This window comes from Amycolatopsis echigonensis (assembly GCF_002846615.1).
Lineage (GTDB): Bacteria > Actinomycetota > Actinomycetes > Mycobacteriales > Pseudonocardiaceae > Amycolatopsis > Amycolatopsis echigonensis.
Genome location: NZ_PJMY01000003.1, coordinates 3168858 through 3192644 on the forward strand (window position 1 = coordinate 3168858; position 23787 = coordinate 3192644).

Here is a 23787-nt window from a genome sequence, read left to right on the forward strand (position 1 = left end):
GGGCCCCTTGAGCGAATCAAGGGGCCCTTCACCGCACGCCCGGTTTACGTCTCGCCGGTCGGGTTCGCGGGCTTGGCCAGCGGACCAGGCGACCAGATCCCGGAATGCGTCACCGACTTCTGATGCAACGCCGCCGAGGGCGGAAGCGCGCTCGAGACCTCGGGCTTCACCTCGTACAACGTCCCCCAGTCCCGGTCGACGTCGCCCTCCAGATACGTCGGCAACGCCTCCATCTGGGTACTCGCGTTCATCCAGGTGAACGGCCCGCCACCGGCCGGCGAGGACCAGTAGCGGCCGACCGTGCGCAGGTCGTCGCCCGCGCTGATCCGGTACTTCGGCATCTCGGCGATCCCGTTGTGAATCGACGACGGACGCAGGCACGGGTGCTGCGCGGCGGCGGCCCACTCCAGGAACACCGGGTCCTGCCCAACCACGTCGGTCATCTTCGCGATCTTCGGCGCCCGCGGCGCGCTGAACGCGAACCAGCCTTCGCTGCCGAGCCCGCGGCCCTTCGCCACGATCCGCACCTGGTCGGCGCCCGCGGGCACGCTGACCCGCGCGTCCCGCCAGTTGGTGTCCTTCTTCTTCGCGTCGAGCTGCTCGCGGCTGAGCACCTGGAACCCGGCGGGGGTGTTCCTGCCGAATTCGGCAGTCAGCGAGTTCGGGTCGTCGGCCTTGCCCGCGAGGGCGACCACGATCGGCACCGAGCCGTCGCGCGCCCGCTCCGGGATCGAGTACCACGGGGTGCGCAGGTCGCCCGCGCCGTCGCCGGACTTGTGGTAGCTGCCCCAGATCGGCGCGCCGTCCTTGCCGAACTGGTACGGCGGGTTCCATTGGTCGGCGTTTTCGGTCGGCAGGCCGCCGTTGGTCACGAAACCCTTCTGGGTGCTGGTCAGCCAGTCCTTCGGCGTGGTTCCGCGGTCGGCGTCGGCGGGCACCTGCCAGCCCGGCGCGGCGTTCTGCGGCTGCTGCGGAGCCGCTTCGAGAAGCCCGGCCTTCGGGTCGCGTTCGACCTTGATGTAGTCGGACAGCCCGCAGCTCTGCCCGGCCAGCTGCCGGATGTTGTCGGCACCCATGTTGTAGGTGTCCCAGCGCTTCTGGATGCCCTTCGCGATGCTGCCGACCTCGAACAGCACCAGAATCGCGCACACCGTCGACAGCGGCGCGAGTCCGAGCCGCAGCGCCCGGCCGCGGTTTTCCAGGTCGGACTTCGCCACCGGCGCGGGCGGTACGAACGGTTCGTGCTCGTTGTGCTTCATGTGCTCGATCGCCGCGATCGCCAGCGCGACCGCGGCCGCGACGAGCGCCATCGTGCTCAGCTTGATGCCGAAAAGCTGCGGCGGCAGGTCGAACCACGGCACGCCCCACGCCGAGACGTACCACCAGGCGTTCGGCCCGGTCGAGGCCAGCGCGACGATCACCATCAGCCCGGCGAAGAACGCCGACCGGTTGCGGCGCGACAGCAGCACGGTGGTGCTGGTCGACAACGCGGTGAGCGCGGCGAGCGGACCGCCGACCGCGACCAGCATGCCGAAGTGGTGCGAGTGCTTGGTCGGAGCGAGCGCGAGGACCACGAAGGACAGTGCGCTGATGCCGAGCAGGCGACGGCTCGGGCCGAGCGCGGCGCCGCGGATGTTCCCGCGCCGCAGCAGCACGACCGCGCAGGTCGCCAGGCAGAGGAAGATCAGCAGGACCGGGAACCGGCGCGTCATGGAGCCGTCCGGGCCGTTGCTGAACAGCATCGTGTACCGGTCCAGCTCGTTGTACCAGGCCCCAGTCGGCCCGAGCGAGGACCGAAGCCGCACCGATTCGAGCGTGCCGCTCAGCGTCTGGTCGCAGAAGATCAGCGCGAGGATCACCAGTCCGGAGGAGGCGATCGGCGCGAGCACCGGCACCCAGCCGAACTGGCGGGCGTGCCGGAGCACGATCTTCGCCAGCGGTTTCAGCCCGACCACGAACGGCAGCACGGCCATCAGCCCGTGCGGGTTGACCGAGACGCACAGCGCCGCGACCGTCAGCCCGATCGCCGCCGGGCCCATCCGCCGGGTCGCCACGGCGCGTTCGACGGTGCAGATCGAGATCAGCGACAGCAGGGCGACCAGGTTTTCCGGGCGCAGGCCGTTGTCGTAGGGCAGCCAGAAGGCCAGGAAGACCGCTCCCGCCGCCCAGCCGGCCGCGCTGCTGATCCGCACCTGCCTGCCGAGCCGGGGAAGCACGCCGCGGCTGATCAGCATCCAGCAGGCGACGCCCATCAACAGCGACGGCAGCCGCATCCACGGCGTGAGCGAACTGACCTTGGCCATCCACGAGTAGACGTCGACGAACCACGCCATCGGCGCGTCCGGCGCGGCGAACCACCGGTAGTACTCGCCGATGTACCCGGCGTCGCCGCGGACGCGCGCCATGGTCGTGAAGTAGCCGTCGTCGGCGGTCATCGCGCCGATCAGCCACCAGACGACGAGCGTGCCGAGCACGGCTATGTCCAGGAATTTCAGCTTCCACCAGCCGCGCGCGGCCAGGCGGGGCGCGCGCCGGCCGGAAAGCCGGTCCAGCCGGTACAGCCCGATCACCGCGCCGGCGAAGCAGAGCACCGACAGGACGATGGCGGCCAGCTTGATGGCGGTCGCGGTGCTGGCCCAGCGGTTGTCCACCTGCGCGGAGACCGAGAGGCCGTGCGTGTCGTCCTGGTTCGTCAGGTCGGAGAAGAAGCCGGTGAGCTGCGGCCGGTGGTCGTCGCTGACGTCGGCCAGCCGGGTCCCGCCGACGGACGCGGTCGTGTGCTTCGCGTCGGAGTGCACGGTGATCGTGCAGTCGCCCTCGCCTACCGGGGCCGAGCCGAGCTGCTGGCCCTGTGAGGAGAGCGTGAGCTGGCCGTCGCCGACCTGCAGGGCCATCCCGGTGACCGTGCCGATGCTGGAGCTCGGCGGGTTGGTGCTGAACAGCACGGCCTTGCCGTCGGTGCGCGCGTCTAGCGCCCGGGCGGTCGCGCACGGGACCTTCGCGTCGAGCGAGATCGGGGCCTGTGCGGTCAGCGGGGCGGACACCGCTCTGGTGCCCTGGGCCGTCGGCCAGTCGAGGGTGGTTTGCTCAAGCGTGACGGGCAGGAACGGGACCGCGATCGCGAGGATCGCGCCGGCGATTCCGAAAACCGCAGCGAGCAACCGCGCCCGACGCGCGGCTGGGCTCTTGCCGATAGCTGTCGGCGACGCCTTTTCGGCGGCAACGGATTCGAGGTCGACCACGCCCCGCAGGCTATCCAAGCGGATGCGCGCGTCCCGCTGGGGACTCTCTCGAAGGCGGCCCCACCTGGTCGAGCCCACATTCCTGCGCCGAATAACCACGGTGGGTAAAGGAAACCCCACCTCGCTTAAGACGAACGGGTGAAGGTCGGCAGCTCGCGGCGGCTCGCGTCGGGGGCCGTTTCACGATCCGGAAACGGTCCGGACTCGGTTGCCGAAAGCGGACTCGGCAGGTCGGTGAATTTAGCCGGGCGAGAAAGTGAACGGCGGCCCGGAAACTGTCCATCCGTTGTCAATGACCGGATTGCCCAGCGCCTCGGCGCCCACATGCTGACTCCGGGTAACCGGAATACCCAGGGTAGAAGCGGTGCTCGCGTGCGCCGCCGCGAGGTCCGCGGCCGACAGTTCGCCGTGGAACCCCTCCGTGCGGTCGGCGGTCGACTGGCTCGTCGCGGCCAGTGTGTGCACCGGGCCGAGGTCGCCGGAGACGCTGTGCCGCTGCGTGGACTCCAGCCGCGTCACGTCGAGCTTGCCGGTGAACTGGCCGAGCACGCTTTCGTCGGAGTTCGCGACCACCGAGCCCGCCGGGCCGAGGTCGACGGCGTCGGCGGCGGTGCGTTCGGCGCGGGTGCCGCTCATCAGGTCGCCGGAGAACCGCCCGGCCAGGCCCGTCTCGGCACCGGTCTTGCTGCTGGATAGCGCGTCGACGCCGTGCGGCAGCTGAACGCCGTGCCGCGTCGACTGGTCCAGACCGGCTACGTGCGCACCGTCGAACGGCTGAGTGTGGTGCACGCCGAGGTCGTCGCCGGCGAGCGCGCGGCCTGCCTCGCCGAGCCGCAGGTCGTGGGTCTGGGACTGGCCCGCGGTGTCCGGGCCGAGCGCCTGGTGCAGGTTCGACGCGGCGGACGCCGGGAGGTCGCGCGTCGCGATCGTCTCGTCGCGGGTGAACTGGAGATCGGAAGAGGAACCGTGCTGGTGCAGGTCGAGCGGCAATCCCCCGCGCGGGGTGTCCGCCAGCGCCGCGGCCGGGCCGGCGAGCAACAGAGCGAGGGGCGCCGCACCGGCGGCCATCCGGGGCAGATATCCGGGCGTCCGCTTGGTGTGCTTGCCCATGCGCCGGACGATACTGCGCCACCAGCGCAAACGCAGCTGAAAAACGGGTAGCTTCACCCACATGACCACCAGTTCTGTGATCACCGGAGCCACCGCGGGCATCGGCGCGGAATTCGCGCGCCGCCTCGCCGCCGACAAGCACGACCTCGTCCTGGTCGCCCGGGACGAGGAGCGGCTGGCCGCGCTGGCCGGGCAGCTTCGTGCGCAGCACGGCGTCGAGGTGACCGTGCTCCCCGCCGATCTGTCCGAAGTGGACGGCCGTCGTCGCGTCGCCGAACTGCTCGAAACACAGCCGGTCGACCTGCTGGTCAACAACGCGGGCTTCGGGCTGAGCGGCGAGTTCTGGGAGATCCCGGCCGAGGACCTGCAGCGCCAGCTCGACGTGAACGTGACCGCTGTGCTGCAGCTGACCCGCGCGGCGCTGCCGGGCATGGTCGAACGCGGAAGCGGCTCGGTTGTCAACGTCTCCAGCGTCGCCGGCTTCTTTTCGGGACGCGGCTCGACCTATACCGCCAGCAAGAACTGGGTGACCTCGTTCACCGAGGGCATCGCCATGTCGCTGCCGAAGGGCGTGCGGATGATGGCCCTGTGCCCCGGCTTCACCCGCACCGAGTTTCACCAGCGCGCCGGTTTGCGACCGGAGGGGCCGAAGGCGTTCTGGCTCGACGTGGCGCAGGTCGTCGACGAAGCACTCGCCGACCTGCGCCGTGGCAAGGTGATCTCGGTGCCGAGCCTGCAGTACAAAGCCCTGGTCGGAATTGGCGGACTGCTGCCGCGCCCGGTGCTGCGCAAGCTCGCCGGCGGGTTCGGCAACCGCCGCCGCACCTGAGGGGTAGGGGCAGCCCTACCCCGTCCCGGCGTGCGTGCCCCAGGGTGTTTTCCCCCGCCGGCCCCTAGCGTTTTCCCCATGGCGACTGGGGAAGCGGTGCGGCTCGAATCCGTACGCAAGGACTACGGCCGGGTCACGGCACTGGACGGGGTGAGCCTGTCCTTTCCGCGCGGCGGGTTCACCGCGGTGATGGGCCCGTCGGGCTCGGGCAAGAGCACGTTCCTGCACTGCGCGGCCGGACTCGACCGGCCGACCAGCGGTTCGGTCCGGCTGGACGGCCAGGAACTGGGCAATCTCTCCGAAACGCAGCTGACGAAGCTGCGCCGGGACAAGGTCGGGTTCGTCTTCCAGGCGTTCAACCTTCTTCCCGCGCTGACCGTCGAGCAGAACGTCGTGCTGCCGCTGCGGCTGGCCGGTCGTCGTGCGGACCGCCGCCGCGTCGCCGACCTGCTCGGGCACGTCGGCCTGAGCGACCGGCGCAAGCACCTGCCGGGTCAGCTCTCCGGCGGCCAGCAGCAGCGGGTGGCGATCGCTCGCGCGCTGGTCAGCCGTCCCGCGGTGCTGTTCGCCGACGAGCCGACCGGTGCGCTCGATACCCGCACCGCCGGCGAAATCCTTGGCCTGCTGGCGGAATCGGTGCGCGACGGCCTGACCGTCGTGATGGTCACGCACGACCCGGTCGCGGCCTCCTACGCGGACCGCGTCGTCTTTCTCGCGGACGGCCGCGTCGCCGGCGAACTGCTCCAGCCGACCGCGACGGCGGTCGCGGAACGCATGACGCACCTCGGCGCCTGGGCCGACCGGATGCCGGTAGGTGGTTTCTGATGTTCGGCCTTGCCTTGCGCACCTTGCGTTTCCGGACCGGCGGGTTCATCGCCGCGTTCGTGGCCGCGTTCCTCGGCGCGGTGATCGTGTCCGCCTGCGCCGGTCTGATGGAGACCGGGATCCGGTCCGCCGCACCGCCGCACCGGCTGGCCTGGGCGTCGGCTGTCGTTGCCGGACAACAGGATTTCGAACTACGGAAGCATTCCGGCAAGCCCAAAACGCAGTCGGTCGCGCTGCCGGAGCGGGTCCGGCTGGACCGGTCGCTCGCGGAGAAGATCCGTGCGACGCCTGGTGTGTCCACTGTGGTCGGTGAAGTGAATTTCCCGGTGTCGCTGGGCAAGCAGGCTCTGGTCGCGCACGGGTGGGAGTCCGCTCGGCTGCCCGGACCCGCGCCGCGTGCCGACGAAGTAGTGCTGCCCGCGGCCAGCGGCGTGTCGGCCGGAAGCACGGTTGACCTTGCGGTGCAAGGGAGGATCAGCCGCTACCACGTCGTTCGCACCAGTGCCAGTACCGAGGTTTTCTTCGCTGACGATGTGGCCGATCAGCTCTCCGGACATCCCGGCAAGGTCGACTACTTCGGTGTCGTCACTGACAATCCGGCCGCATTGCAGCTCGGTTCCGGGCTGTCCGTGCTGACCGGGGACGAGCGCGGTCTCGCCGAATTCCCGGAGGCGCAAGCGAGCGGCGGCCGGCTGATCCCGCTGGCCGGTGTCGCGGGTGGACTGTCCATTCTCGTCGCGGTGTTCGTCATCGCGAGCACGCTCATGCTGTCGGTGCGCCAGCGGCAGCGGGAATTGGCTCTGCTGCGCGCGATCGGCACGACGCCGCGGCAGCTGCGGCGGATGGTTCTCGGCGAAGCGCTGGTCATCGGTGTGCTCGCGACCGGTGTCGCGGCCGCGTTGGGGCCGGTGTTCGGTCGCTGGCTGTTCGACCAGTTCACGTCGGGCGGGTTCATTTCGCCCGTCGTGCAGTTCCACCAGGGCTGGATTCCGATGCTCATCGCGGCGGGCGCGACGCTGCTCGCCGTCGGGAGTTCCGCGCTGGTAGCCGGATTCCGCGTCGGCCGCATCCGACCGACCGAAGCGCTCGCCGAGGCCTCCGTTCCCCGAGGCTGGCTGACTCCGCTGCGGCTGATCGTCGCGCTGCTGTGCTTCGGCGGCGGGACCGCGCTGGGCATCGTCACGCTCGCGGTGATGACGGGACCCATCGCGGCGAGCACGGCGGGTCCGGCGGTGATGCTGTGGGCGATCGGCGTCGCGATGATCAGCCCGGGCGTCACGAAACTGACCGCGATCCTGTTCCAGGGCCCGATGCGCCTGGTCAGCGGCGTCACCGGCTGGCTCGCGATCACCAACACGCGCAACGCCGCCACCCGCGTGGCCGGCGCGGTCACGCCGATCATGCTCGCCGTCGGCATCGCGACCGCCAACATCTACCTGCAGACCACGACCACCGCCGCTTCCGCGCAGGCCTTCGCCGAAGACCTCCGGGCCGACGCGATCGTCGCGGGCCCCACCGGGATTTCCCCGGAAGCACTCGACCGCATCAAGCACGCGGACGGAGTCGCGGCGGCCTCGCCGTACGTCACCAGCCGTGCGTTCGTCACCGAGCCATTCGACGAAAACCAGACCAAGAAGGGCTACCCGGCGCTCGGCTTGACCGACGCGACGACCAACGCCGCCACGGTCGTGCGAGGCAACCTCGCCGACCTCACCGGCGACACGATCGCCTTGCCGGACACCGCCGAGGTGTCCCGGTCGGTCGGCGATTCCGTCACGCTCCGTCTCGGCGACGGGACCGATCGGACCCTTCGCATCGTCGCGATCGTGCATCAGCGGGCCGGGGCCGAACAGCTCCTGCTGCCCGCCGACCTGCTCGCCGGACACACCACCGCCGGGCTCGTCCGGCAGGTGCTCGTCCGCGCCGCGCCCGGCGTCGACCAGGCCCGGCTGACGCAAAGCCTGACCGCCGCGACCGCCGGTCTCCCGGTCTCGGTCGGCGACCGGAGCACGCTGGCCGCCGCGAACGCCAAGAGCGACGAGACCGGCGCGTGGGTGAACTACCTGCTGGTCGGCATGATCGTCGGGTACACGGTGATCTCCGTGGTGAACACCCTGGTCATGGCCACTTCGCGGCGGCGGAGGGAGTTCGGCCTGCAGCGGCTCGGCGGGTTCACCCGCGGCCAGGTCCTGCGGATGGCCGCGGGCGAAGGCGGACTGATCGCGGCGATCGGCATCCTCCTGGGCACCGTGGTGTCGGCCGGCGCGATCGTGCCGTTCTGTCTCGTCGCGACCGGTCGGGTGCTGCCGGACGGTCCGGTGTCGATCTACCTGGTGATCATCGCGACCGCGATCGTGCTCGCGTTGCTCGCCGCGGTCGTGCCCGCTTGGGTGGCGACGCGGACGCGTCCGGTGACGGCTGTCGCGACCGGGGAGTGACGCGCGGAAGTTGTCGGTGCCGTGTGTAAGACTCTCGGCCGTGGCGTACCCCGGGTTGGATCAAACTGCGAAGCTCGAACTGGCAAGGCTGGTCAGCGAACTGGCTGTCGTGCACGGCAAGGTCACCTTGGCCTCGGGCAAGGAAGCCGACTACTACGTCGACCTCCGGCGGGCGACGCTGCAGCACGCGGCCGCCCCGCTCATCGGCAAGCTCCTGCGGCAGCTCACCGCCGACTGGGACTACGTCGCGGCGGGCGGGCTCACCCTCGGCGCGGACCCGGTAGCGCTGGCGATGCTGCACTCCGCCGCGGCCGAGGGCGTGGTGCTCGACGCGTTCGTCGTCCGCAAGGCCATCAAGGAACACGGGATGCAGCGCCGGATCGAGGGCGTGGAGGTGCGCGGACAGCGGGTGCTGGCCGTCGAGGACACCTCCACCACCGGCGGCAGCGTGCTCACCGCGGTCGAGGCGCTGCGCGAAAGCGGGGCCACCGTGGTCGGCGTCGCGACGGTCGTCGACCGCGACACCGGTGCGCGGGAAGCCATCGAGAAGGCCGGGCTCGAATACCGGTACCTGCTGAACAAGGACGACCTCGGGCTCAACTGAGCGAGAGTGAGCACAGTCACCCACAATGCGTGCGTGACGAATTCCCGCCTCGCGGTGTCTCCCTGACGGAAGGGGATGCCGTGACCACGACAAGTGTGCAGCTTGACGACGCCACTCTCGTCAGCCGTGCGCGAGACGGGGACGTGCGCGCGTACGAACAGCTCGTGCTGCGTTATCAGGGCCCGATGTTCCGTCTTGCCCTGAAAATGCTGCACCACCGCGGCGACGCCGAGGACGTAGTGCAGGAAGCGTTCCTCGGCGCGTGGCGGAAGCTGGCGCAGCTCAACGACCCCAACGCGTTCGTCGGCTGGCTGTACCGCGGAACGACCAACCGCTGTCTCAATGTGATCCGGGCGCGCCGCCCGCAGGCCGACGTCGACCTCGACCTGGCCGAATCGCCGCGCCGCGACACGCAGCCCGAGCACGCGGCGCAGGTCAGCGGTCAGCTCGCCGCGCTCGACGAGGCGCTTCAGACGCTCACGCCGCAGCAGCGCGCGTGCTGGCTGTTGCGTGAGGTGCACGGCCGGTCGTACGACGAGATCAGCGAGATCGTCGGCGCGAACCCCACCGCGGTCCGGGGGCGGATCTCCCGGGCCCGTGCGCAGCTGGCGGAGGTGATGAAGCCGTGGAGGTGAACCAGGACTACGAATTGCCGTGCGGCCGGGAACTGGAGACGGTCTGGGAGAACCTGGACGAGGTCGACGACCACCAGGCGGACTGCGTCCACTGCCGCACCGCGCGGGAAAGCCTGCTGGCCCTGCGCTCGGCGACGCAGGAGCTGATCGACGAGCCCGACCCGACTCCGCCGGACCTGGTAGGCCGGATCATGTCGGCCGTCCGCGCCGAAGTGCGGCGCGGCCAGATGCTGGATCTTTCCGCCGCCGAACCGGGCTCCGTCGAAGTGAGCGAGCAAGCTGTCGCGGTCGTGCTCCGCTACGCGGCCGACTCCGCCGGCAACGTCCGCGCCCGCCGCGTACGGGTGCGAAAGGTCGGGGTCGACGACTCTGGTGCGGCTCAGGTCGAGGTCGAAGTCACCCTCGCGACGCGCCTGGGGAACACCAGCGGCGCGGACACGTTGGCCCGCGTACGTGAACTGGTGTCCGCCGCCGCGACCTCGCGGGTGGGTATTTCGTTGGTCAGCCTGAATCTGCTGGTGGAAGACGTGTACGAGGACGGGGAATGACCGCCGAATACATGATCGCCGGCCCGGTGATCGCGAGCGTTGCCGCCCGCGCGGCCGCCGAAACCGCCGGAGTCGTACGCCTGGAACCCGGCCTGCGCGGCTTGGCGACCGCCTGGACGCGCGCCGCCCGGCAACGCTGGAAGGGCCTGGAACCAGCCCCCGCGGACGGCGTCCGGGTCCGCACCCACGAGGACCGCCTGACGGTCGAGGTGGATGTGGTCATCTCGGGTGCGGACCAAGCCGCCGCCGTGGGCCGCGCCGTGCAACGGGCGGTGTTCCGGGAAGTCCTCGCGCAGACCGGCCGCTCCGTGGACGCCGTCCGAGTGTCCATTCTGGACATCGAAATGGGGCGGAAGTGACCGATCCGCGTGAGATGGCCGGAAAGCTCGCGGACGCCCTGTCCGCCGTCGACGGCCTCCGCCCGGCGACGAGCGCAGCAGCGGAGATCAGCTGGCTGCGGACCGATCCCGCTGGCGGATCGGTGGATCTGACCTCGGACGCGGTGGAGATTCGGCTGGTGGCTTTGCGATTGCCGCTGCCTCCCCTGTTGTCGGCTGCTGAGACCCAGGTGCGAGAGACGCTTGAGGGGACGGAGTGGGCGGGTGCTCGCATCCGCCTGGTGGTGACGGACATCGACGGGACCGCGTTCACTGGCTGAACGCTTCCCGCGGTCGTCACCGTCCGGTCGGTATCGTCGTGTTCGACCTACGGACGGGGCCTGCGGATGATCCGGATCCAAGTGACCAACAAGGACGACAAGCCTCGGACGTGGAACGTCGAGCCCTACGGCGACGAGGTTCGCCTCCAGGTCGATGACGTGCTCTCCATTGAGTTCGCGCACCCTGCTGACCTGACCTTCGAGGTGTCGCTTCACCCCGATTCCGAGGTCGTCTGGACGTCGGAGGCAGGCCCGAACGCGGGTGTCTCGCTGCCCGATGACCTGAAGCTCAACGATGTCAGTCTTTGGCCGGGCTTCGGCGGCAAAGGCTAGCCGCGATTGCGGCGCCCGGCGGTTTCGCGCGGCACCGGGCGGTCGCTTCCTTCCCGGTTGTCAACGGGGTTTCCGCCTCCTTTCTCGACGATTCGCATTCCGCGCCCGTGCACGCATTTACGTCGCGTCGGATCGCCCGTGGCAGGTGTCCGCGGCGGGTCTCCTACCCGGAGTGATCCCTCCGTTACCTGCCGGGTGAACCCGTTGCTCCGGTGGGTCGAACATCACATCGGGTCCCTCGATTTCCCGCTCCTGGCCCGGGTAATCGGAGTAACGTCGCTGGTAGGTGCACTGGGAAGGGGGCGAAGGTGGACACGACGGTCGCGCACGTTCTCGCCGATCTCACCGTGGCGGTGCACATCCTCGCCCTGCTCTTCATCGGCTTCGGCGGCTTCCTCGCGTGGCGGTGGCCGAAGGTTATTTTCGTGCACGTTTTCTTCGCGGTCTGGGGCGTGCTGGTCAATGTCACGCCGATCCCGTGCCCGCTCACCGCTCTCGAGGATTTCTTCCGGCACCAGCAGGGTCTCGGCGACCTGCCCGGCGGGTTCAACGCGTATTACCTCTACGGCACGGTGATCCCGCGCTCGCTGCTGCCGGTCGTGGTCGTAGTGGCGCTGGCGGTGCTGGTGATCTCGTACCTCGGGGCGTACCTGCGGTGGCGGCACCGCCACGACCAGACTCCGGCGCACGGCGTCAGCCTCGGCTGAGCGAGAATCGTCCTTCGTGACGACGGAACAGCCCGATGCGGGCCCCACCGAGTGGGTGAACCGCGAGGAGGTCGGCGTCGGTCCCTGGCCAGGCGCCTGGCCGGACGACCCGCGCTACGACCCCGAACTCCTGGCCAACGGCGACCGCCGCAACGTGGTCGACGCCTACCGCTACTGGCGCCGCGAAGCCATCGTGTCCGATGTGGACACCCGGCGGCACCCGTTCCACGTCGCGATCGAGAACTTCCAGCACGACCACAACATCGGCACGGTCGTCCGCACCGCGAACGCCTTCGCCGCCGCGGAGGTCCACATCGTCGGCCGCCGCCGCTGGAACCGCCGAGGTGCCATGGTGACGGACCGCTACCAGCATCTTCGCCACCACGAGGACGTCGCGAGCCTGCTGGAATTCGCCAAAGCCGAGGGTTTGACGGTGGTTGCCGTGGACAACACGCCGGGTGCCGAGCCGGTGGAAACCGCGGTGCTGCCCCGGAACTGCCTGTTGTTGTTCGGCCAGGAAGGCCCCGGCCTGTCCGAAGCGGCCCAGACCGACTCGGCGAAAGTGGTGTCCATCGCCCAGTTCGGCACCACGAGGTCGATCAATGCCGGTGTCGCGGCTGGGATCGTGATGCACGCGTGGATTCGGCAGCACGCGGACTTGTCCAAAGCCTGGTGACCCCCTGGTCCTCGTGAGTGGTGGCACCGGTGAGAACCGGTATAGCCACGCACGAGCATCCAGGCTTGGCGCGGCCTGAATCGCCTCGCCGAGTTGCCAGGCGGTGGGGGAAGCGGCGTGGAGAGGCAAGTTTTCCGCAGCGCAGGCAGAATCACCCCATGACCGCCGATTCAGCAGAGCCCAACGATTCCGCTGCACCCGGCGACGCAGCCCGCCCCGCCGCAGCGGCTGACGCCGCCGAGCATGCGCCAAGCTCCGCCGAGGGCCAGGCAGTTCCTGCCGATCGTGCGGCAGCGGCCGAGGGCCAGGCGGATCCTGCCGATCGTGCGGCGATGCCCGGTCGCGCGGCGAACGCGGCCGACGACGTAACCGATCCGGCCGAGCGCGCCGCGACCGCAGAACGGGCTGAAGAAGCGGCCGAGGGCGCGTCAGACCATGTCGGTCGCGCGGGGAAGAATGCGGCCGAGAACACGGGGGACGTCGCTGAGCGCGCGGCGGCGGGCGACCGCGCCACCAACCGGGCCGACGACGCAACCGAGCCGACCGAGCGCACCGGCACCGCCGAGCGGCCTGCAGAAACGGCCGATGGTGCGGCAGATACTGCTGATCGCGTGGGCAGCGAGGCCGAGGGCGCGGCGGATGTCGCTGGGCAGGCGGCGGGCGCTCGCGCGACGAGCCGGGCCAAGGAAGCGACTGTCCCGGCCGAGCGCGTCGCTGCCGATCGGGCGGCCGAAGGCGCGTCAGACCCTGCTGATCGCGCGGGCAGCCAGTCCGGGGGCGCGGCGGATGTCGCTGGGCAGGCGGCGGGCGCTCGCGCGATGAGCCGGGCCAAGGAAGCAACCGTCCCAGCCGAGCCCGCCGCCACCGCCGAGCGGGCGACCAGCCGGGCCAAGGACGCCACCAACCCGGTCGATCGCGCGGCGGCGGGCGAGCGGGCGACCAGCCAGGCGAAGGACGCCACCAACCCGGTCGATCGCGCGGCGGCGGGCGAGCGGGCGACCAGCCAGGCGAAGGACACCACCAACCCGGCCGATCGCGCGGCGGCGGGCGAGCGGGCCACCAGCCAGGCGAAGGACGCAACCAACCCAGCCGACCGCGCCGCGGCAGCCGAGCACGCCGCAGCAGCCGAGCGTGCCGCGGCAGCTGAGCGGGCGGTGTGCGCCAGGCACCTCCGCCGCCTCTGGGCCATCCCCGGCACCGTCCTCGGGCGTAGTGGTTGGCCGCCTACCTTGAGTCAGCGGTTCCACTGGCACTGGAACTACTGGTGGCAGGCGCACCTCCTCGACAGCCTCGTCGACGCGCAACTCCGCGGCCCCAGCCAAGAGCGCGCACGGCTGATCAACCGTTTCATCAAAACGGTGCACCGACGCAACTTCGGTTCCTGGGTCAACGACTACTACGACGACATAGCCTGGCTAGGGCTCGCGTTGCAGCGAGTGCGCCGGCTTCAACTATCCACAGTGGACGAAGCGCTCGAGGCCATCGGCAAACGGCTGCACGAAGGCTGGACAGAAGACCTTGGCGGGGGAATTTGGTGGCGGCGCGGCGACTCCTTCAAGAATACCCCCGCGAACGGTCCGGCGGCTATCTTTCACGCTCGGTCGGGTGATCAAGAACGCGCCCGCGCCATGACGCAATGGCTCACCGACACCCTCGTCGACACGGAGACAGGCCTTGTCTGGGACGGGATCCGGGCGGACACCGGTGAAGTGGTCAAGCACATTTTCTCGTACTGCCAAGGGGTTTACCTCGGCGCGTGCCTGGAACAGTCCCGGTGGGACGACGCGGCTCGCACCATTCAAGCGGTGGAGAACCATATGGCACCCCAAGGAATCCTCCCCGGTTCAGAAGGTGGCGACGGCGGGCTGTTCTCGGCGATCGCCGCCCGCTACCTGGCACTCGCGGCCAAGAACCTGCCCCGGCCGGAAGCGGAAACAGCCAAGAGGCTCGTACAGAAGTCGGCGGAAGCGTGCTGGAACGGGGCGGCACAAGAAAAAACCGGACCGTTGTTCAGTGCGGAGTGGGCAAGGCCAGCCCTGACGCCGCCCGGTCAAGCGGAGCGGGATCTGTCTGTCCAAATTGGAGGCTGGATGTTGCTGGAAGCGGCCGCCACGCTGTAAAACTCAGCAGCCGCACGAAGCACGGTGCAGGAAACGCGGCGCGAGCCGCACGGATTCCGGCCGCCGCTCCGGCTCGCGGCAGCGGGCGACCAGCAGCTGCACCGCCCGGCGGCCGATTTCCGAGATCGGTTGCGCCATCGTCGTCACGCCAGGGGAAACCGTGCGCGCCCAGTCCATGTCGCCGTAGCCGACAACCGCCAGCTCCGACCCGATCCGGATGCCGCGGCGGTGCGCTTCCCACTGCACACCGATCAGCATCGCTTCCCCGGCGACCACCAGCGCGGTCGGGGAAGGCCAGCCGTCCAGGAGTTTGGCCGCGGCGCGAGCCGCGCCGCCCGCGGTGGATTGGCCGGACGCCACCAGTTCCGGGTGGTACCGCAACCCGGCTCGGCCTAGGCCCAATCGGTAGCCCAGGGCGCGTTCTTCGCTGACGGTGGTGCCTTCGGTACCCGTGATCAGCGCGATCCGCCGGTGCCGTCGCGCGGCAAGATGCTCGACCAGCGCGGACATCGCTTGAAAATTCTCCGACCCGACCTGGTCGACGTCGTTGCGGCCGGCGATCCGGTCGACCAGCACGGTCGGCACGCCGGTCTGCACGAGCCCGTTCACGACCGCCTCGTCGCCGGGGGCGGGCACCAGAAGCACGCCGTCGACACGATCCGCCTGCAGTGCGCGCAGCACTTCGGCTTCCTCGCGCGCCGAATCACCGGTGTCGGCCAGCAGCAGGTCGCAGCCCGCCCGCGCGGCAGCGCCGCGGATGGCTCGCAGCAGCTGGTCGTGGTACGGGCTGGCGTGCCTCCCCAATGCCACCCCGAACCGATGGGTGACCGGCAGGTCCCAGTGGGAGACCTCCGGCGCCAGAACGGTCATGTCACATGGCCCTCGTCGTCGATACCTACCCAACAGTAGCCACTGCCGGGCCACCGGCGAGAGGGTCCGAGACGATCGGGTCCCGAGAATCACTGAGGTGAGTGAACGAAGCATCCGCTTGGTCACGCCGGGCAGTCGGCAGCAGAATCTACGCGCACCCGCACGAAGCCCGGTGCCGCAGGGTCGGCGGCAACCGCACAGTCTCGGCGGGCCGTCCGGGATCCGCCAGTCGAGCCAGCAGCAATTGCACCGCCCGGCGGCCGATTTCGTCGATCGGCTGGGCCATGGTCGTCAGCGGCGGGTCCACGAGATCGGCCCATTCGACGTCGTCGTAAACCACCACCGGCAGGTCCTCGCCGATCCGCAAACCCCGTCGCCGCGCCTCGTGCAGGACGCCGACCATCATGCTGTCGTTGGCTACCACCAGCGCGGTCGGCGGATCCGGCAACGCCAGCAGCGTGCTCAGCGCCAGGCCGCCGCCGTCCCGCGAAGAATGCCCGCACGCGACCAGATCCTGCGACCAGCTCAGACCTGACCGGCCGAGGCCGAGCCGGTAGCCCAGCACGCGTTCGTCGCTCGTCGTCAGCCCCGGTGCGCCGGAGATCATGCCGATCCGGCGATGGCCCAGCGACGCCAGATGCGCCGTCAGCGCCGACGTCGCCTGGATGTTCTCCGAACCGACCTGGTCGATGTCGGTTCGGGTGGTGAGCCGGTCCATCAGCACGGTCGGCACGTCCAGCGACACCAGTTCGCCCAGCACCGACCCGTCGCCGGGCGCGGGCGTGATCAACAGTCCGTCGACCCGCCGCGAGCGCAACGCGCGCACCACGTCCCGCTCGGTGCCCGCGGTGTCGTGCGTGTCCGCCAGCAGCACGGTGTATCCGTTTGCCGACGCCTCTCGCTCGATCGCATGCATCAGCGCCGCGAAGTACGGGTTCGCGACCAGCGAGATCGCCATCCCGATGGACCGCGTGCCGCCGGTGACCAGCGACCGCGCGATCGCGTCGCCGGTGTACCCAGTGGTCTCGATCGCCCGCAGCACCGCGGCTTTCGTCTCCTCAGCCACCGCCCGCGTGCCGTTGACGACGTGCGAGACCGTCGTGATCGACACGCCCGCCATTTCGGCGATGTCGCGCTGGGTCGGGCGGGCGGAGCGGGGTCGCGGCATGTCTGTCCTTCACCAAGAGTGCGAAACCAGGAGCGTTGGCAAGCGTTTGCGCAAACGCTTGCGTCAAGACATGAGTCTGTCTACGTTCCCGTCCATCGGCAAGCTCGCACCTCGATTCGGAGGGCATCTCCATGAGACACCGGAGTCTCACCGCACTCGCCTTGGCGGCCGCTGTCGCGGTCACCACCGCCGGGTGCACCGTCGAACGCCACTGGGGCGGCAGCTCCAAAACCGGCGGCAGCGGCAAGGCCAAGGTCGGCCTCGTCACGAAGACCGACACCAACCCGTACTTCGTCGAACTGCGCAACGCCGCCTCCGCCGCGGCGAAGGCCAACGGCGCCGACTTCAGCGCACTCGCCGGGCAGTTCGACGGCGACAACGACGGTCAGGTGCGCGCCATCGAGAACCTGATGCAGCAGGGCGTCAACACCATCCTGATCACGCCGAGTTCCTCCACCGGCGTGCTCAAGGCCATCAAGGACGCCCGTGACGCCGGCATCCTGGTGATCGCCCTCGACACCGCCACCGAACCGCCGGACGCGGTCGACGCCACCTTCGCCACCGACAACTTCGCGGCGGGCGAGCAGCAGGGCGCGTACGTCAAGGCGGCCCTGAAGGGCGCGGACCCGAAGCTCCTCATGGTCGACGGCACCGCGGGCAGTTCGGTCGACACCCAGCGGCACGGCGGGTTCCTCAAGGGCATCGGGCTCAAGGACGGCGCGCCGGAGATCAAGGGCCACACCAGCGCCAACGGCGACCAGAGCCTCGCCCAGCAGGGCATGGAGAACCTCCTGCAGCGCACCACCGATCTCAACGCGGTGTACACGATGAACGAGCCGATGGGCCGCGGCGCTTACGCGGCCCTGAAAGCGCGGGGGCTCAACAATCAGCTCGTCGTCGGCTCGATCGACGGCGGTTGCGAAGGCGTGCAGAACGTCAAGTCCGGCCAGTTCGCCGTCACCGTGATGCAGTTCCCGCGGAAGATGGCCGAACAGGGCGTGCTCGCGGCGGTCGAGTACGCGAAGACCGGCAAGAAGCCGAGCGGGTTCGTGAACACCGGCTCGACCGCGATCACCGACCACCCGATGCCGGGTGTTCCGAGCAAGGACACCGCCTGGGGTCTGCAGAACTGCTGGGGAGGCGGGAAATGACGACCGCTACGGTCACCAACCGCGAGCGCGAGACGCTCGGCGAGTTCTTCCTGCGCGCCCCGGCGATCGGTCCGGCGCTGGCGCTGGTCGTGGCGGTCGTGGTGTTTTCCTTCGCCACCGACACGTTTTTCGACCTGGACAATCTGTCCACAGTGGTCCAGCAGTCGCTGGTGGTCGGGACGCTCGCGCTCGGCCAGACGCTGATCATCCTGATCGCGGGCATCGACCTTTCCAACGCGTCGTCGATGGTCGTGGCGACGCTGGTGATGGCGAAACTGGCCGCGGTCACCAACGTCTTCTTCGCCTTGCTGGCCGGGGTCGCGCTGACCGTCGTCGTCGGACTCTTCATCGGCACCCTCGCGACGCGGATCAAGTTGCCCGCCTTCATCATCACGCTCGGCACGTTCACCGGCCTGACCGCGGTGGCGAAGCTGATCGCGGGCGGCCAGGCGGTTCCGGTGTCCGAGGGGCTGCTCACCTGGCTCGGCACGAAGCGCTACCTCTTCGGCGGCATCCCGATCACCTACGGCATGACGCTCGCGCTGCTGATGTTCCTCGCCGTCTGGTACGCGCTGACGAAAACCGCGTGGGGCAAGCACGTTTACGCGGTCGGCAACGCACCGGAGTCCGCGCGGCTGTCCGGGATCAAGGTCAACCGCACCGTGCTGTCGGTCTACCTGGTCGCCGGGCTGTGCTTCGGCATCGCCGCGTGGCAGGCGCTCGGCCGCACCCCGAACGCCGACCCGAACCAGTTCCAGCTCGGCAACCTCGACTCGATCACCGCGGTGGTGCTGGGCGGCACGAGCCTGTTCGGCGGACGCGGTTCGGTGCTGGGCACGCTGTTCGGCGCGCTGGTCGTCGCGGTGCTGCGCTCGGGTCTGACGCAGATGGGCGTGGACGGCAACTACCAGGACCTGGCGACCGGCGCGTTGCTGATCGCCGCGGTGGTCGTGGACCGGATCGCACGGAGGCAGCAGCAGTCATGACTTCCTCGAATTCGCAGCAGCCCACCCTTTCCGCGCGCGGCCTGGTGAAGCGCTACGGCCGGGTCACCGCCATCGACGGAGCCGATTTCGACCTCTACCCCGGCGAAGTGCTCGCCGTGGTCGGCGACAACGGAGCCGGAAAGTCCAGTCTCATCAAGGCGTTGTCCGGTGCGGTGGTGCCGGACGCCGGAGAGATCAAAGTGGACGGCAAGACGGTCCACTTCCGGTCCCCGCTGGACGCCCGGCACTACGGAATCGAGACGGTGTACCAGGATCTGGCGGTCGCGCCGGCGCTGGACATCGCGTCGAACATGTTCCTCGGCCGGGAAAAGCGGCGGAAGGGACCGTTCGGCATCGGGTTGCGCAAGCTCGACACCGCGACCATGCGCACCGAAGCGCAGCGGATCCTGGACGACCTCGGCATCAAGGTCAAATCCATTACCCAGCTGGTGGAAACGCTGTCCGGCGGGCAGCGCCAAGGCGTCGCGGTGGCGCGCGCGGCGGCGTTCGGCACCAAAGCGGTGATCATGGACGAGCCGACGGCCGCGCTGGGCGTCGCGGAATCCGCGAAGGTGCTGGAGCTGATCGGCCGGATCCGCGACCGCGGCCTGCCGGTGGTGCTGATCAGCCACAACATGCCGCACGTGTTCGAAATCGCCGACCGGATCCACGTGCACCGGCTCGGCAAGCGCGTCGCCGTGGTGTCGCCGAAGACGCACAGCATGAACCAGGTGGTCGGCTTGCTGACCGGTGCGTTGAAGCTCGACGAGAGCGGTGAAGTCGTCGAGGTCGCGTCCACCACGCACGCCGGGTTGACCTGACGTGCGAGTGCTGCTGGCGGGGTTGTGCACCGTCGATGTCGTGCAGCGGGTCGCGGAATTCCCGGAGCCGAGCGAGAAAGTGCAGTCGCTGCAGGTGGACGTCGCGGCCGGTGGGCCGGCGACGAACGCCGCGGTGACCGTCGCGGCGCTCGGTGCCGAAGCGACCCTCGTGACGGCTCTCGGTACACACCCGCTGGCCGCGCTCGCCCGCGCGGACCTCGAAGCCTGCGGCGTCGACCTAGTCGACCTCGCCCCGGAGCGCACGCAGGCACCGCCGGTCAGCGCGGTCGTGGTGCGGGACGGCGACGGCGAACGCACCGTCGTCTCCCGCAACGCCGCCGCCGACAAGCCGCTCGAACTGCCTGACCTCGCCCCGATTTTCGAGCGCGTGGACGCCGTCCTCGTCGACGGGCACCATCCCGAGCTAGCGCTTGCTGTCGCCCAGGAAGCCCGCACCCGCGAGGTGCCGGTAATCCTCGACGCGGGCAGCTGGAAACCGGTACTGGACCAGTTGCTGCCACTGGTTCACGTGGCGGCCTGTTCAGCGCGGTTCCGTGCTCCCGCACCGAGTTTGGCCGAACGCGGAGTGTCAGTGACGATCACGACGGCAGGCCCGGAGCCGGTCGCCTGGAGCACTACGGAAGACTCTGGGCAGGTCCCCGTGCCGCTCGTCGAAGCGCGCGACACCCTGGGGGCCGGAGACGTGTGGCACGGTGCGCTCGCGTACGCCGTGGCGACGAGGGAAGGCGCGGTTACCGACTGGATCGGATACGCGAACGCGGTAGCCGCGGAACGCGTCCGGCACGTCGGCCCGCGTTCGTGGACCACGCCGGTCGGGAAGCTGGCGAAGAGCAGAGAAGAGGGAGTGCGATGACGGCGTTCGAGGATCTGCTGGCGCGGGCCGAGAAGCTGGCCAAACCGCGGGAACGGCACGTGCTCGGCATCATCGGCGCGCCCGCCTCCGGCAAGACCACGCTGGCCTGGGCGATCGCCAACGCGCTCGGCTCTCGGGCCGCGGTCGTCGGGATGGACGGCTTCCACCTGGCCCAGGTCGAACTGCAGCGACTCGGCCGCACCGACCGCAAGGGCGCGCCTGACACCTTCGACGCGGCCGGCTACGTGCACCTGATCCGCCGGCTCGCCGAAGGCCGCGAGACGGTGTACGCGCCGGAGTTCCGCCGCGAGATCGAGGAGCCGATCGCGGGCGCGGTCCCGGTCGCGCCCGAGGTGCAGCTGGTCATCACCGAGGGCAACTACCTGCTGCTTCCGGACGACCCGTGGAGCGGCGTGCGGCAGTACCTCACCGAGGCGTGGTTCCTCGCCCCGGACGAGCCGGAGCGGATCGAGCGGCTGGTGTCCCGGCACCGGCGCTACGGCCGTTCGCTGGTCGAGGCCCGGCAGCGCGCGCTCGGCTCCGACCAGCGCAACGCGGACCTGATCGCGAACACCCGCGACCGCGCCGACCTGGTGCTCGAGAACCTGCCGCTGACGAATTTCGCCCTCTGACCAGGTGATGTTCGACGACCCGGCGACGACGGACCCCTACGCCGGCGCGGTCACCTGGGACCGGGCCGGCGACGCCCGGATCGCCGTGCTGTATCCGCCGTACGTCCCGCTTGTGCGCACGCATCTGAACGGGCTGCGGGCGCTCGTCGACCGGCGGCTGTCCGAGCCCGCGGCACCCGTCACGGACCCGAGGCTGGCGCTGCTGGTGGAGCGGATGCGCGAGACCACCAGCGAACCGCAGCGCGAGCCGGAGGTGCTCGCAGACGTCCGTACCCGGCTGGACTGGGCGTTGTCGGTGCTGCCGGAGCACGGCGGGGTCCTCGAACTGCACACGCCGACGCACCAATGGTGGTGGGGCCGCGCGCTGCTCGACGTGTGCACGGCGATCACCGCGCTGCTGGGAGCGTGGCTCCGGGGCGAAGCGGTCGACGGGCAGCACTGTCCGGACGACGCGACGTGGTGGATGTGGATGGCGCAGATGCGCTGGCTCGACGCCCAGTTCGTCGAACCGCTCAAACCAGGCCGAGGTGAGGAGTGACCTGTGGGGGTTTTGGTCGTCACCGGCGGCAGCCGGGGCATCGGCGCGGCGATCTGCGGATTGGCCGCGACTCGCGGTTGGGACGTGGTGGTGAACTACTCCGGCGACCCGGCCCCGGCTGAGGAGGTCGCCGAAAGGGTGCGTTCGCACGGTGCGCAAGCGCTTGCGCACCGCGCCGATGTGTCTGACGAACAGCAGGTCAGCGGCCTTTTTTCGGCGGCGGCCGAGCTGGGCCCGCTCGTCGGTCTGGTGAACAACGCGGGCATCACCGGCAACACGCCCGGCCGTCTCGACGAGCAGAGCGTCGAGACCGTGCGTCGCGTGCTTGACGTCAACGTCACCGGCGTTTTCCTGTGCTGCCGCGAGGCGGTGCGGCGGCTGTCGACGCGTTACGGCGGGCCTGGCGGAGCGATCGTGAACGTCTCGTCGACGGCGTCGCGGAACGGGTCATCGGGCGAATGGGTGCACTACGCGGCGTCCAAAGCGGCGGTCAACACGCTCAGCCTCGGCCTCGCGCGGGAGGTCGCCGACGAGGGAATCCGGGTCAACGTGGTGTCCCCCGGCCTGGTCGAGACCGGTTTGCACGCCGCCGCGGGGATGCCGGACCGGCTCGACCGGATCAGTGCGGCCGTCCCGCTCAAGCGCGCCGGCCAGCCGGAAGAAATCGCCGCGGCCGTGCTCTGGATGTTGTCCCCGGAGGCGTCCTTCACCGTCGGCGCGGTGCTTGAAGTCGGCGGCGGCCGCTGATCCATCTCGGACAGTGAGACGCCCGGCGACGGGCAGATCACGATTGACCCCGGAAGTCGGTCAACTCGCCCGTAGCGGTCGGCCCGGTATGCGAGTCTGGGGCGAGGGGTTGAAAGGACGGCCGCGAAAGTCATGCCCAAGCTCACGTCTGTGCACCATCTGGCGCTCACCGTGACCGATGTGGACCGAAGTGTTCCCTGGTACGTCCGGGTGCTCGACCTCGAGGAAAGCCATCGGCGCGAAGACCCGGAAACCGGGGTGCGCAAAGTAGTTCTGCGTTCGGCGGGAGACGGATTCTCCGTGGTGCTGGTCCAGCATCCGGACACCGAACGTCCCGCTTTCGACGAACGCCGCACTGGTCTGGACCACGTCGCGTTCTCGGTGTCGTCGCGCGCCGAGGTCGCCGAATGGGAGGACCGCCTGCGGGAGTACGGCGTGTCCTACCTGCCCGCGACGGAGTCGCAGACCTTCGAGGGTTCCGCGGTGATCGTGTTCCGCGATCCGGACGGCATCCAGCTGGAAGTCTGGTCCGACCCGGCGTGAGAACTCAGGCGTGCGCGTCGTCGGGTTCTTCGACCGGACGCCGCATTTCCTGGCGGTAGCGCAGCACGCCGTACGCGGTGCCGAACACGAAGAACGCGATGCTCACCCACAGTGCCGCGGTCTTCACCCAGGGGATGGCGTCGAGCAGGCCGGCTCCGTAGTAGCCGAGCAGCACCAGCGTCGGCACCCACAGCAGCCCGCCGACCGTGGTGGCCAGCAGGAACCGCCGCGCGTCCATCCGCGCGGCGCCGGCGATGAGCGGGGCGAGCGTGCGGATCCACGGGATCCATCTGGCCGCGACGATCGCGAAGAATCCCTTGCGGTCCAGGAAGGCTTGCGCGCGTTCGAGGTTGTCCCGGTTGAGCATCCGCCCGCCGCGCCGGGCGATCAGCGTGGTGCCCGCGCCGCGGCCGATGTAGTAGCCGATCTGGTTGCCGACCACGGCGGTGAGCAGCGCGGCCGCGGACAGCAGCCACGCGTTGAGGTCCGAGCCGTGCTGAGCGAGCACCACGCCCGCACCGAACAGCAGGGAATCGCCTGGCAGGAAGAGCCCGATGATCAGCGCGCATTCGATGAGCACGAACGACAGCACGATGACCCAGACGAGCACCGGGCCGGCGGTGTCCAGCCAGCTCAGGCCGATTCCCGCGGCGTGCGCGGGCTGGGCGGCGTCGAGGTTCACGCGAAGAGCCTACGTGGCTGGAACCGGCTGCAGTACGCAACCATCGAATC

Annotated in this window: 25 protein-coding genes; 20 read left to right on the plus strand and 5 right to left on the minus strand. The window is 69.8% G+C overall.

All coding sequences use genetic code 11. The annotated features are described in order from the left end of the window. Positions 1-44: 44 nt before the first annotated feature. Together ATK30_RS19855 and ATK30_RS19860 are read right to left on the minus strand one after the other, a co-directional pair. On the minus strand, positions 45-3242 hold the full coding sequence (locus tag ATK30_RS19855) for an arabinosyltransferase domain-containing protein (protein ID WP_208637377.1): 3198 nt from the start codon (positions 3240-3242) through the stop codon (positions 45-47). A 240-nt stretch (positions 3243-3482) separates the two neighbouring features. Next, positions 3483-4352, minus strand: a complete 870-nt coding sequence (locus ATK30_RS19860; RefSeq protein ID WP_101436875.1) for a hypothetical protein — start codon at positions 4350-4352, stop codon at positions 3483-3485. Between the two features lie 61 nt (positions 4353-4413). Between ATK30_RS19860 and ATK30_RS19865 the strand changes: the two genes are divergently transcribed. The 12 genes from ATK30_RS19865 (at position 4414) to ATK30_RS47730 (ending at position 14725) form a co-directional block, all read left to right on the plus strand. Then, the gene (locus ATK30_RS19865; RefSeq protein WP_101436876.1) at positions 4414-5181 is read left to right on the plus strand and encodes an SDR family NAD(P)-dependent oxidoreductase; all 768 of its coding nucleotides are present in this window, start codon (positions 4414-4416) and stop codon (positions 5179-5181) included. 78 nt (positions 5182-5259) lie between these two features. Next, a complete protein-coding gene (locus ATK30_RS19870; RefSeq protein ID WP_101436877.1) occupies positions 5260-6006 on the plus strand; it encodes an ABC transporter ATP-binding protein in 747 nt (248 codons plus the stop codon). Then, positions 6006-8444, plus strand: coding sequence for an ABC transporter permease (locus ATK30_RS19875; RefSeq protein WP_101436878.1), 2439 nt, complete (start codon positions 6006-6008; stop codon positions 8442-8444). The genes ATK30_RS19870 and ATK30_RS19875 overlap by 1 nt, the downstream gene beginning before the upstream one ends. Before the next feature lie 40 nt (positions 8445-8484). Further along, complete coding sequence (pyrE, locus tag ATK30_RS19880; RefSeq protein WP_101436879.1) at positions 8485-9048, plus strand: orotate phosphoribosyltransferase; 564 nt, start codon at positions 8485-8487, stop codon at positions 9046-9048. An 80-nt stretch (positions 9049-9128) separates the two neighbouring features. Continuing rightward, positions 9129-9683 carry an RNA polymerase sigma factor gene (locus tag ATK30_RS19885; protein ID WP_101436880.1) on the plus strand — a complete coding sequence of 185 codons (555 nt, stop codon included), beginning with the start codon at positions 9129-9131 and terminating at the stop codon, positions 9681-9683. Beyond that, entirely contained in the window at positions 9674-10231 is a 558-nt protein-coding gene (locus ATK30_RS19890; RefSeq protein WP_101436881.1) for a hypothetical protein, read from the plus strand. Before ATK30_RS19885 ends, ATK30_RS19890 begins: the two co-directional genes overlap by 10 nt. Beyond that, on the plus strand, positions 10228-10590 hold the full coding sequence (locus ATK30_RS19895; protein ID WP_101436882.1) for an Asp23/Gls24 family envelope stress response protein: 363 nt from the start codon (positions 10228-10230) through the stop codon (positions 10588-10590). The genes ATK30_RS19890 and ATK30_RS19895 overlap by 4 nt, the downstream gene beginning before the upstream one ends. Further along, positions 10587-10889, plus strand: coding sequence for a hypothetical protein (locus ATK30_RS19900; protein ID WP_101436883.1), 303 nt, complete (start codon positions 10587-10589; stop codon positions 10887-10889). Before ATK30_RS19895 ends, ATK30_RS19900 begins: the two co-directional genes overlap by 4 nt. 66 nt (positions 10890-10955) lie before the next feature. Beyond that, the gene (locus ATK30_RS19905) at positions 10956-11222 is read left to right on the plus strand and encodes a hypothetical protein (protein ID WP_101436884.1); all 267 of its coding nucleotides are present in this window, start codon (positions 10956-10958) and stop codon (positions 11220-11222) included. 308 nt (positions 11223-11530) lie between these two features. Continuing rightward, positions 11531-11929 (plus strand): DUF2784 domain-containing protein, encoded by a 399-nt coding sequence (locus ATK30_RS19910; protein WP_101436885.1) that lies wholly within the window; start codon positions 11531-11533, stop codon positions 11927-11929. A 16-nt stretch (positions 11930-11945) separates the two neighbouring features. After that, a complete protein-coding gene (locus tag ATK30_RS19915) occupies positions 11946-12605 on the plus strand; it encodes a TrmH family RNA methyltransferase (protein WP_101436886.1) in 660 nt (219 codons plus the stop codon). 1154 nt (positions 12606-13759) lie between these two features. Continuing rightward, entirely contained in the window at positions 13760-14725 is a 966-nt protein-coding gene (locus ATK30_RS47730) for a glycoside hydrolase family 76 protein (protein WP_101440942.1), read from the plus strand. Between the two features lie 3 nt (positions 14726-14728). Here ATK30_RS47730 and ATK30_RS19925 read toward each other — a convergent pair whose 3' ends face one another. Together ATK30_RS19925 and ATK30_RS19930 are read right to left on the minus strand one after the other, a co-directional pair. Continuing rightward, entirely contained in the window at positions 14729-15595 is an 867-nt protein-coding gene (locus ATK30_RS19925) for a LacI family DNA-binding transcriptional regulator (protein ID WP_101436887.1), read from the minus strand. Between the two features lie 148 nt (positions 15596-15743). Next, positions 15744-16763, minus strand: coding sequence for a LacI family DNA-binding transcriptional regulator (locus ATK30_RS19930; protein WP_101436888.1), 1020 nt, complete (start codon positions 16761-16763; stop codon positions 15744-15746). Positions 16764-16894: 131 nt separating this feature from the next. Here ATK30_RS19930 and ATK30_RS19935 point away from each other — a divergent pair, with 131 nt between their 5' ends. From ATK30_RS19935 to ATK30_RS19970, 8 genes are all read left to right on the plus strand, one after another. Beyond that, complete coding sequence (locus tag ATK30_RS19935) at positions 16895-17914, plus strand: substrate-binding domain-containing protein (RefSeq protein ID WP_101436889.1); 1020 nt, start codon at positions 16895-16897, stop codon at positions 17912-17914. Then, a complete protein-coding gene (locus ATK30_RS19940) occupies positions 17911-18900 on the plus strand; it encodes an ABC transporter permease (protein WP_101436890.1) in 990 nt (329 codons plus the stop codon). The genes ATK30_RS19935 and ATK30_RS19940 overlap by 4 nt, the downstream gene beginning before the upstream one ends. Further along, positions 18897-19721 (plus strand): ATP-binding cassette domain-containing protein, encoded by an 825-nt coding sequence (locus tag ATK30_RS19945; protein WP_101436891.1) that lies wholly within the window; start codon positions 18897-18899, stop codon positions 19719-19721. The genes ATK30_RS19940 and ATK30_RS19945 overlap by 4 nt, the downstream gene beginning before the upstream one ends. A gap of 7 nt (positions 19722-19728) precedes the next feature. After that, positions 19729-20595 carry a PfkB family carbohydrate kinase gene (locus ATK30_RS19950; RefSeq protein WP_101440943.1) on the plus strand — a complete coding sequence of 289 codons (867 nt, stop codon included), beginning with the start codon at positions 19729-19731 and terminating at the stop codon, positions 20593-20595. Then, positions 20592-21227 (plus strand): nucleoside/nucleotide kinase family protein, encoded by a 636-nt coding sequence (locus tag ATK30_RS19955; RefSeq protein ID WP_009084950.1) that lies wholly within the window; start codon positions 20592-20594, stop codon positions 21225-21227. Before ATK30_RS19950 ends, ATK30_RS19955 begins: the two co-directional genes overlap by 4 nt. Before the next feature lie 7 nt (positions 21228-21234). Then, complete coding sequence (locus ATK30_RS19960) at positions 21235-21765, plus strand: hypothetical protein (protein ID WP_208637378.1); 531 nt, start codon at positions 21235-21237, stop codon at positions 21763-21765. 3 nt (positions 21766-21768) lie between these two features. Beyond that, positions 21769-22512: an SDR family oxidoreductase gene (locus tag ATK30_RS19965; protein ID WP_101436893.1), complete on the plus strand. Its 744-nt coding sequence runs from the start codon at positions 21769-21771 to the stop codon at positions 22510-22512. A gap of 132 nt (positions 22513-22644) precedes the next feature. Continuing rightward, entirely contained in the window at positions 22645-23055 is a 411-nt protein-coding gene (locus ATK30_RS19970; protein ID WP_101436894.1) for a VOC family protein, read from the plus strand. 4 nt (positions 23056-23059) lie between these two features. Here ATK30_RS19970 and ATK30_RS19975 read toward each other — a convergent pair whose 3' ends face one another. Continuing rightward, complete coding sequence (locus ATK30_RS19975) at positions 23060-23737, minus strand: DedA family protein (RefSeq protein ID WP_101436895.1); 678 nt, start codon at positions 23735-23737, stop codon at positions 23060-23062. Positions 23738-23787 lie beyond the last annotated feature (50 nt).

Excerpts from the sequence above, each read along its gene's own strand:
- ATK30_RS19955 (WP_009084950.1), top strand. The coding sequence starts at position 20,592 with ATGACGGCGTTCGAGGATCTGCTGGCGCGGGCCGAGAAGCTGGCCAAA.
- ATK30_RS19940 (WP_101436890.1), top strand. The coding sequence starts at position 17,911 with ATGACGACCGCTACGGTCACCAACCGCGAGCGCGAGACGCTCGGCGAG.
- ATK30_RS19925 (WP_101436887.1), bottom strand. The coding sequence starts at position 15,595 with ATGACCGTTCTGGCGCCGGAGGTCTCCCACTGGGACCTGCCGGTCACC.
- ATK30_RS19935 (WP_101436889.1), top strand. The coding sequence starts at position 16,895 with ATGAGACACCGGAGTCTCACCGCACTCGCCTTGGCGGCCGCTGTCGCG.
- ATK30_RS19945 (WP_101436891.1), top strand. The coding sequence starts at position 18,897 with ATGACTTCCTCGAATTCGCAGCAGCCCACCCTTTCCGCGCGCGGCCTG.
- ATK30_RS19930 (WP_101436888.1), bottom strand. The coding sequence starts at position 16,763 with ATGCCGCGACCCCGCTCCGCCCGCCCGACCCAGCGCGACATCGCCGAA.
- ATK30_RS19905 (WP_101436884.1), top strand. The coding sequence starts at position 10,956 with ATGATCCGGATCCAAGTGACCAACAAGGACGACAAGCCTCGGACGTGG.
- ATK30_RS19970 (WP_101436894.1), top strand. The coding sequence starts at position 22,645 with ATGCCCAAGCTCACGTCTGTGCACCATCTGGCGCTCACCGTGACCGAT.
- ATK30_RS19895 (WP_101436882.1), top strand. The coding sequence starts at position 10,228 with ATGACCGCCGAATACATGATCGCCGGCCCGGTGATCGCGAGCGTTGCC.
- ATK30_RS19870 (WP_101436877.1), top strand. The coding sequence starts at position 5,260 with ATGGCGACTGGGGAAGCGGTGCGGCTCGAATCCGTACGCAAGGACTAC.
- ATK30_RS19875 (WP_101436878.1), top strand. The coding sequence starts at position 6,006 with ATGTTCGGCCTTGCCTTGCGCACCTTGCGTTTCCGGACCGGCGGGTTC.
- ATK30_RS19865 (WP_101436876.1), top strand. The coding sequence starts at position 4,414 with ATGACCACCAGTTCTGTGATCACCGGAGCCACCGCGGGCATCGGCGCG.
- ATK30_RS19860 (WP_101436875.1), bottom strand. The coding sequence starts at position 4,352 with ATGGGCAAGCACACCAAGCGGACGCCCGGATATCTGCCCCGGATGGCC.
- ATK30_RS19960 (WP_208637378.1), top strand. The coding sequence starts at position 21,235 with ATGTTCGACGACCCGGCGACGACGGACCCCTACGCCGGCGCGGTCACC.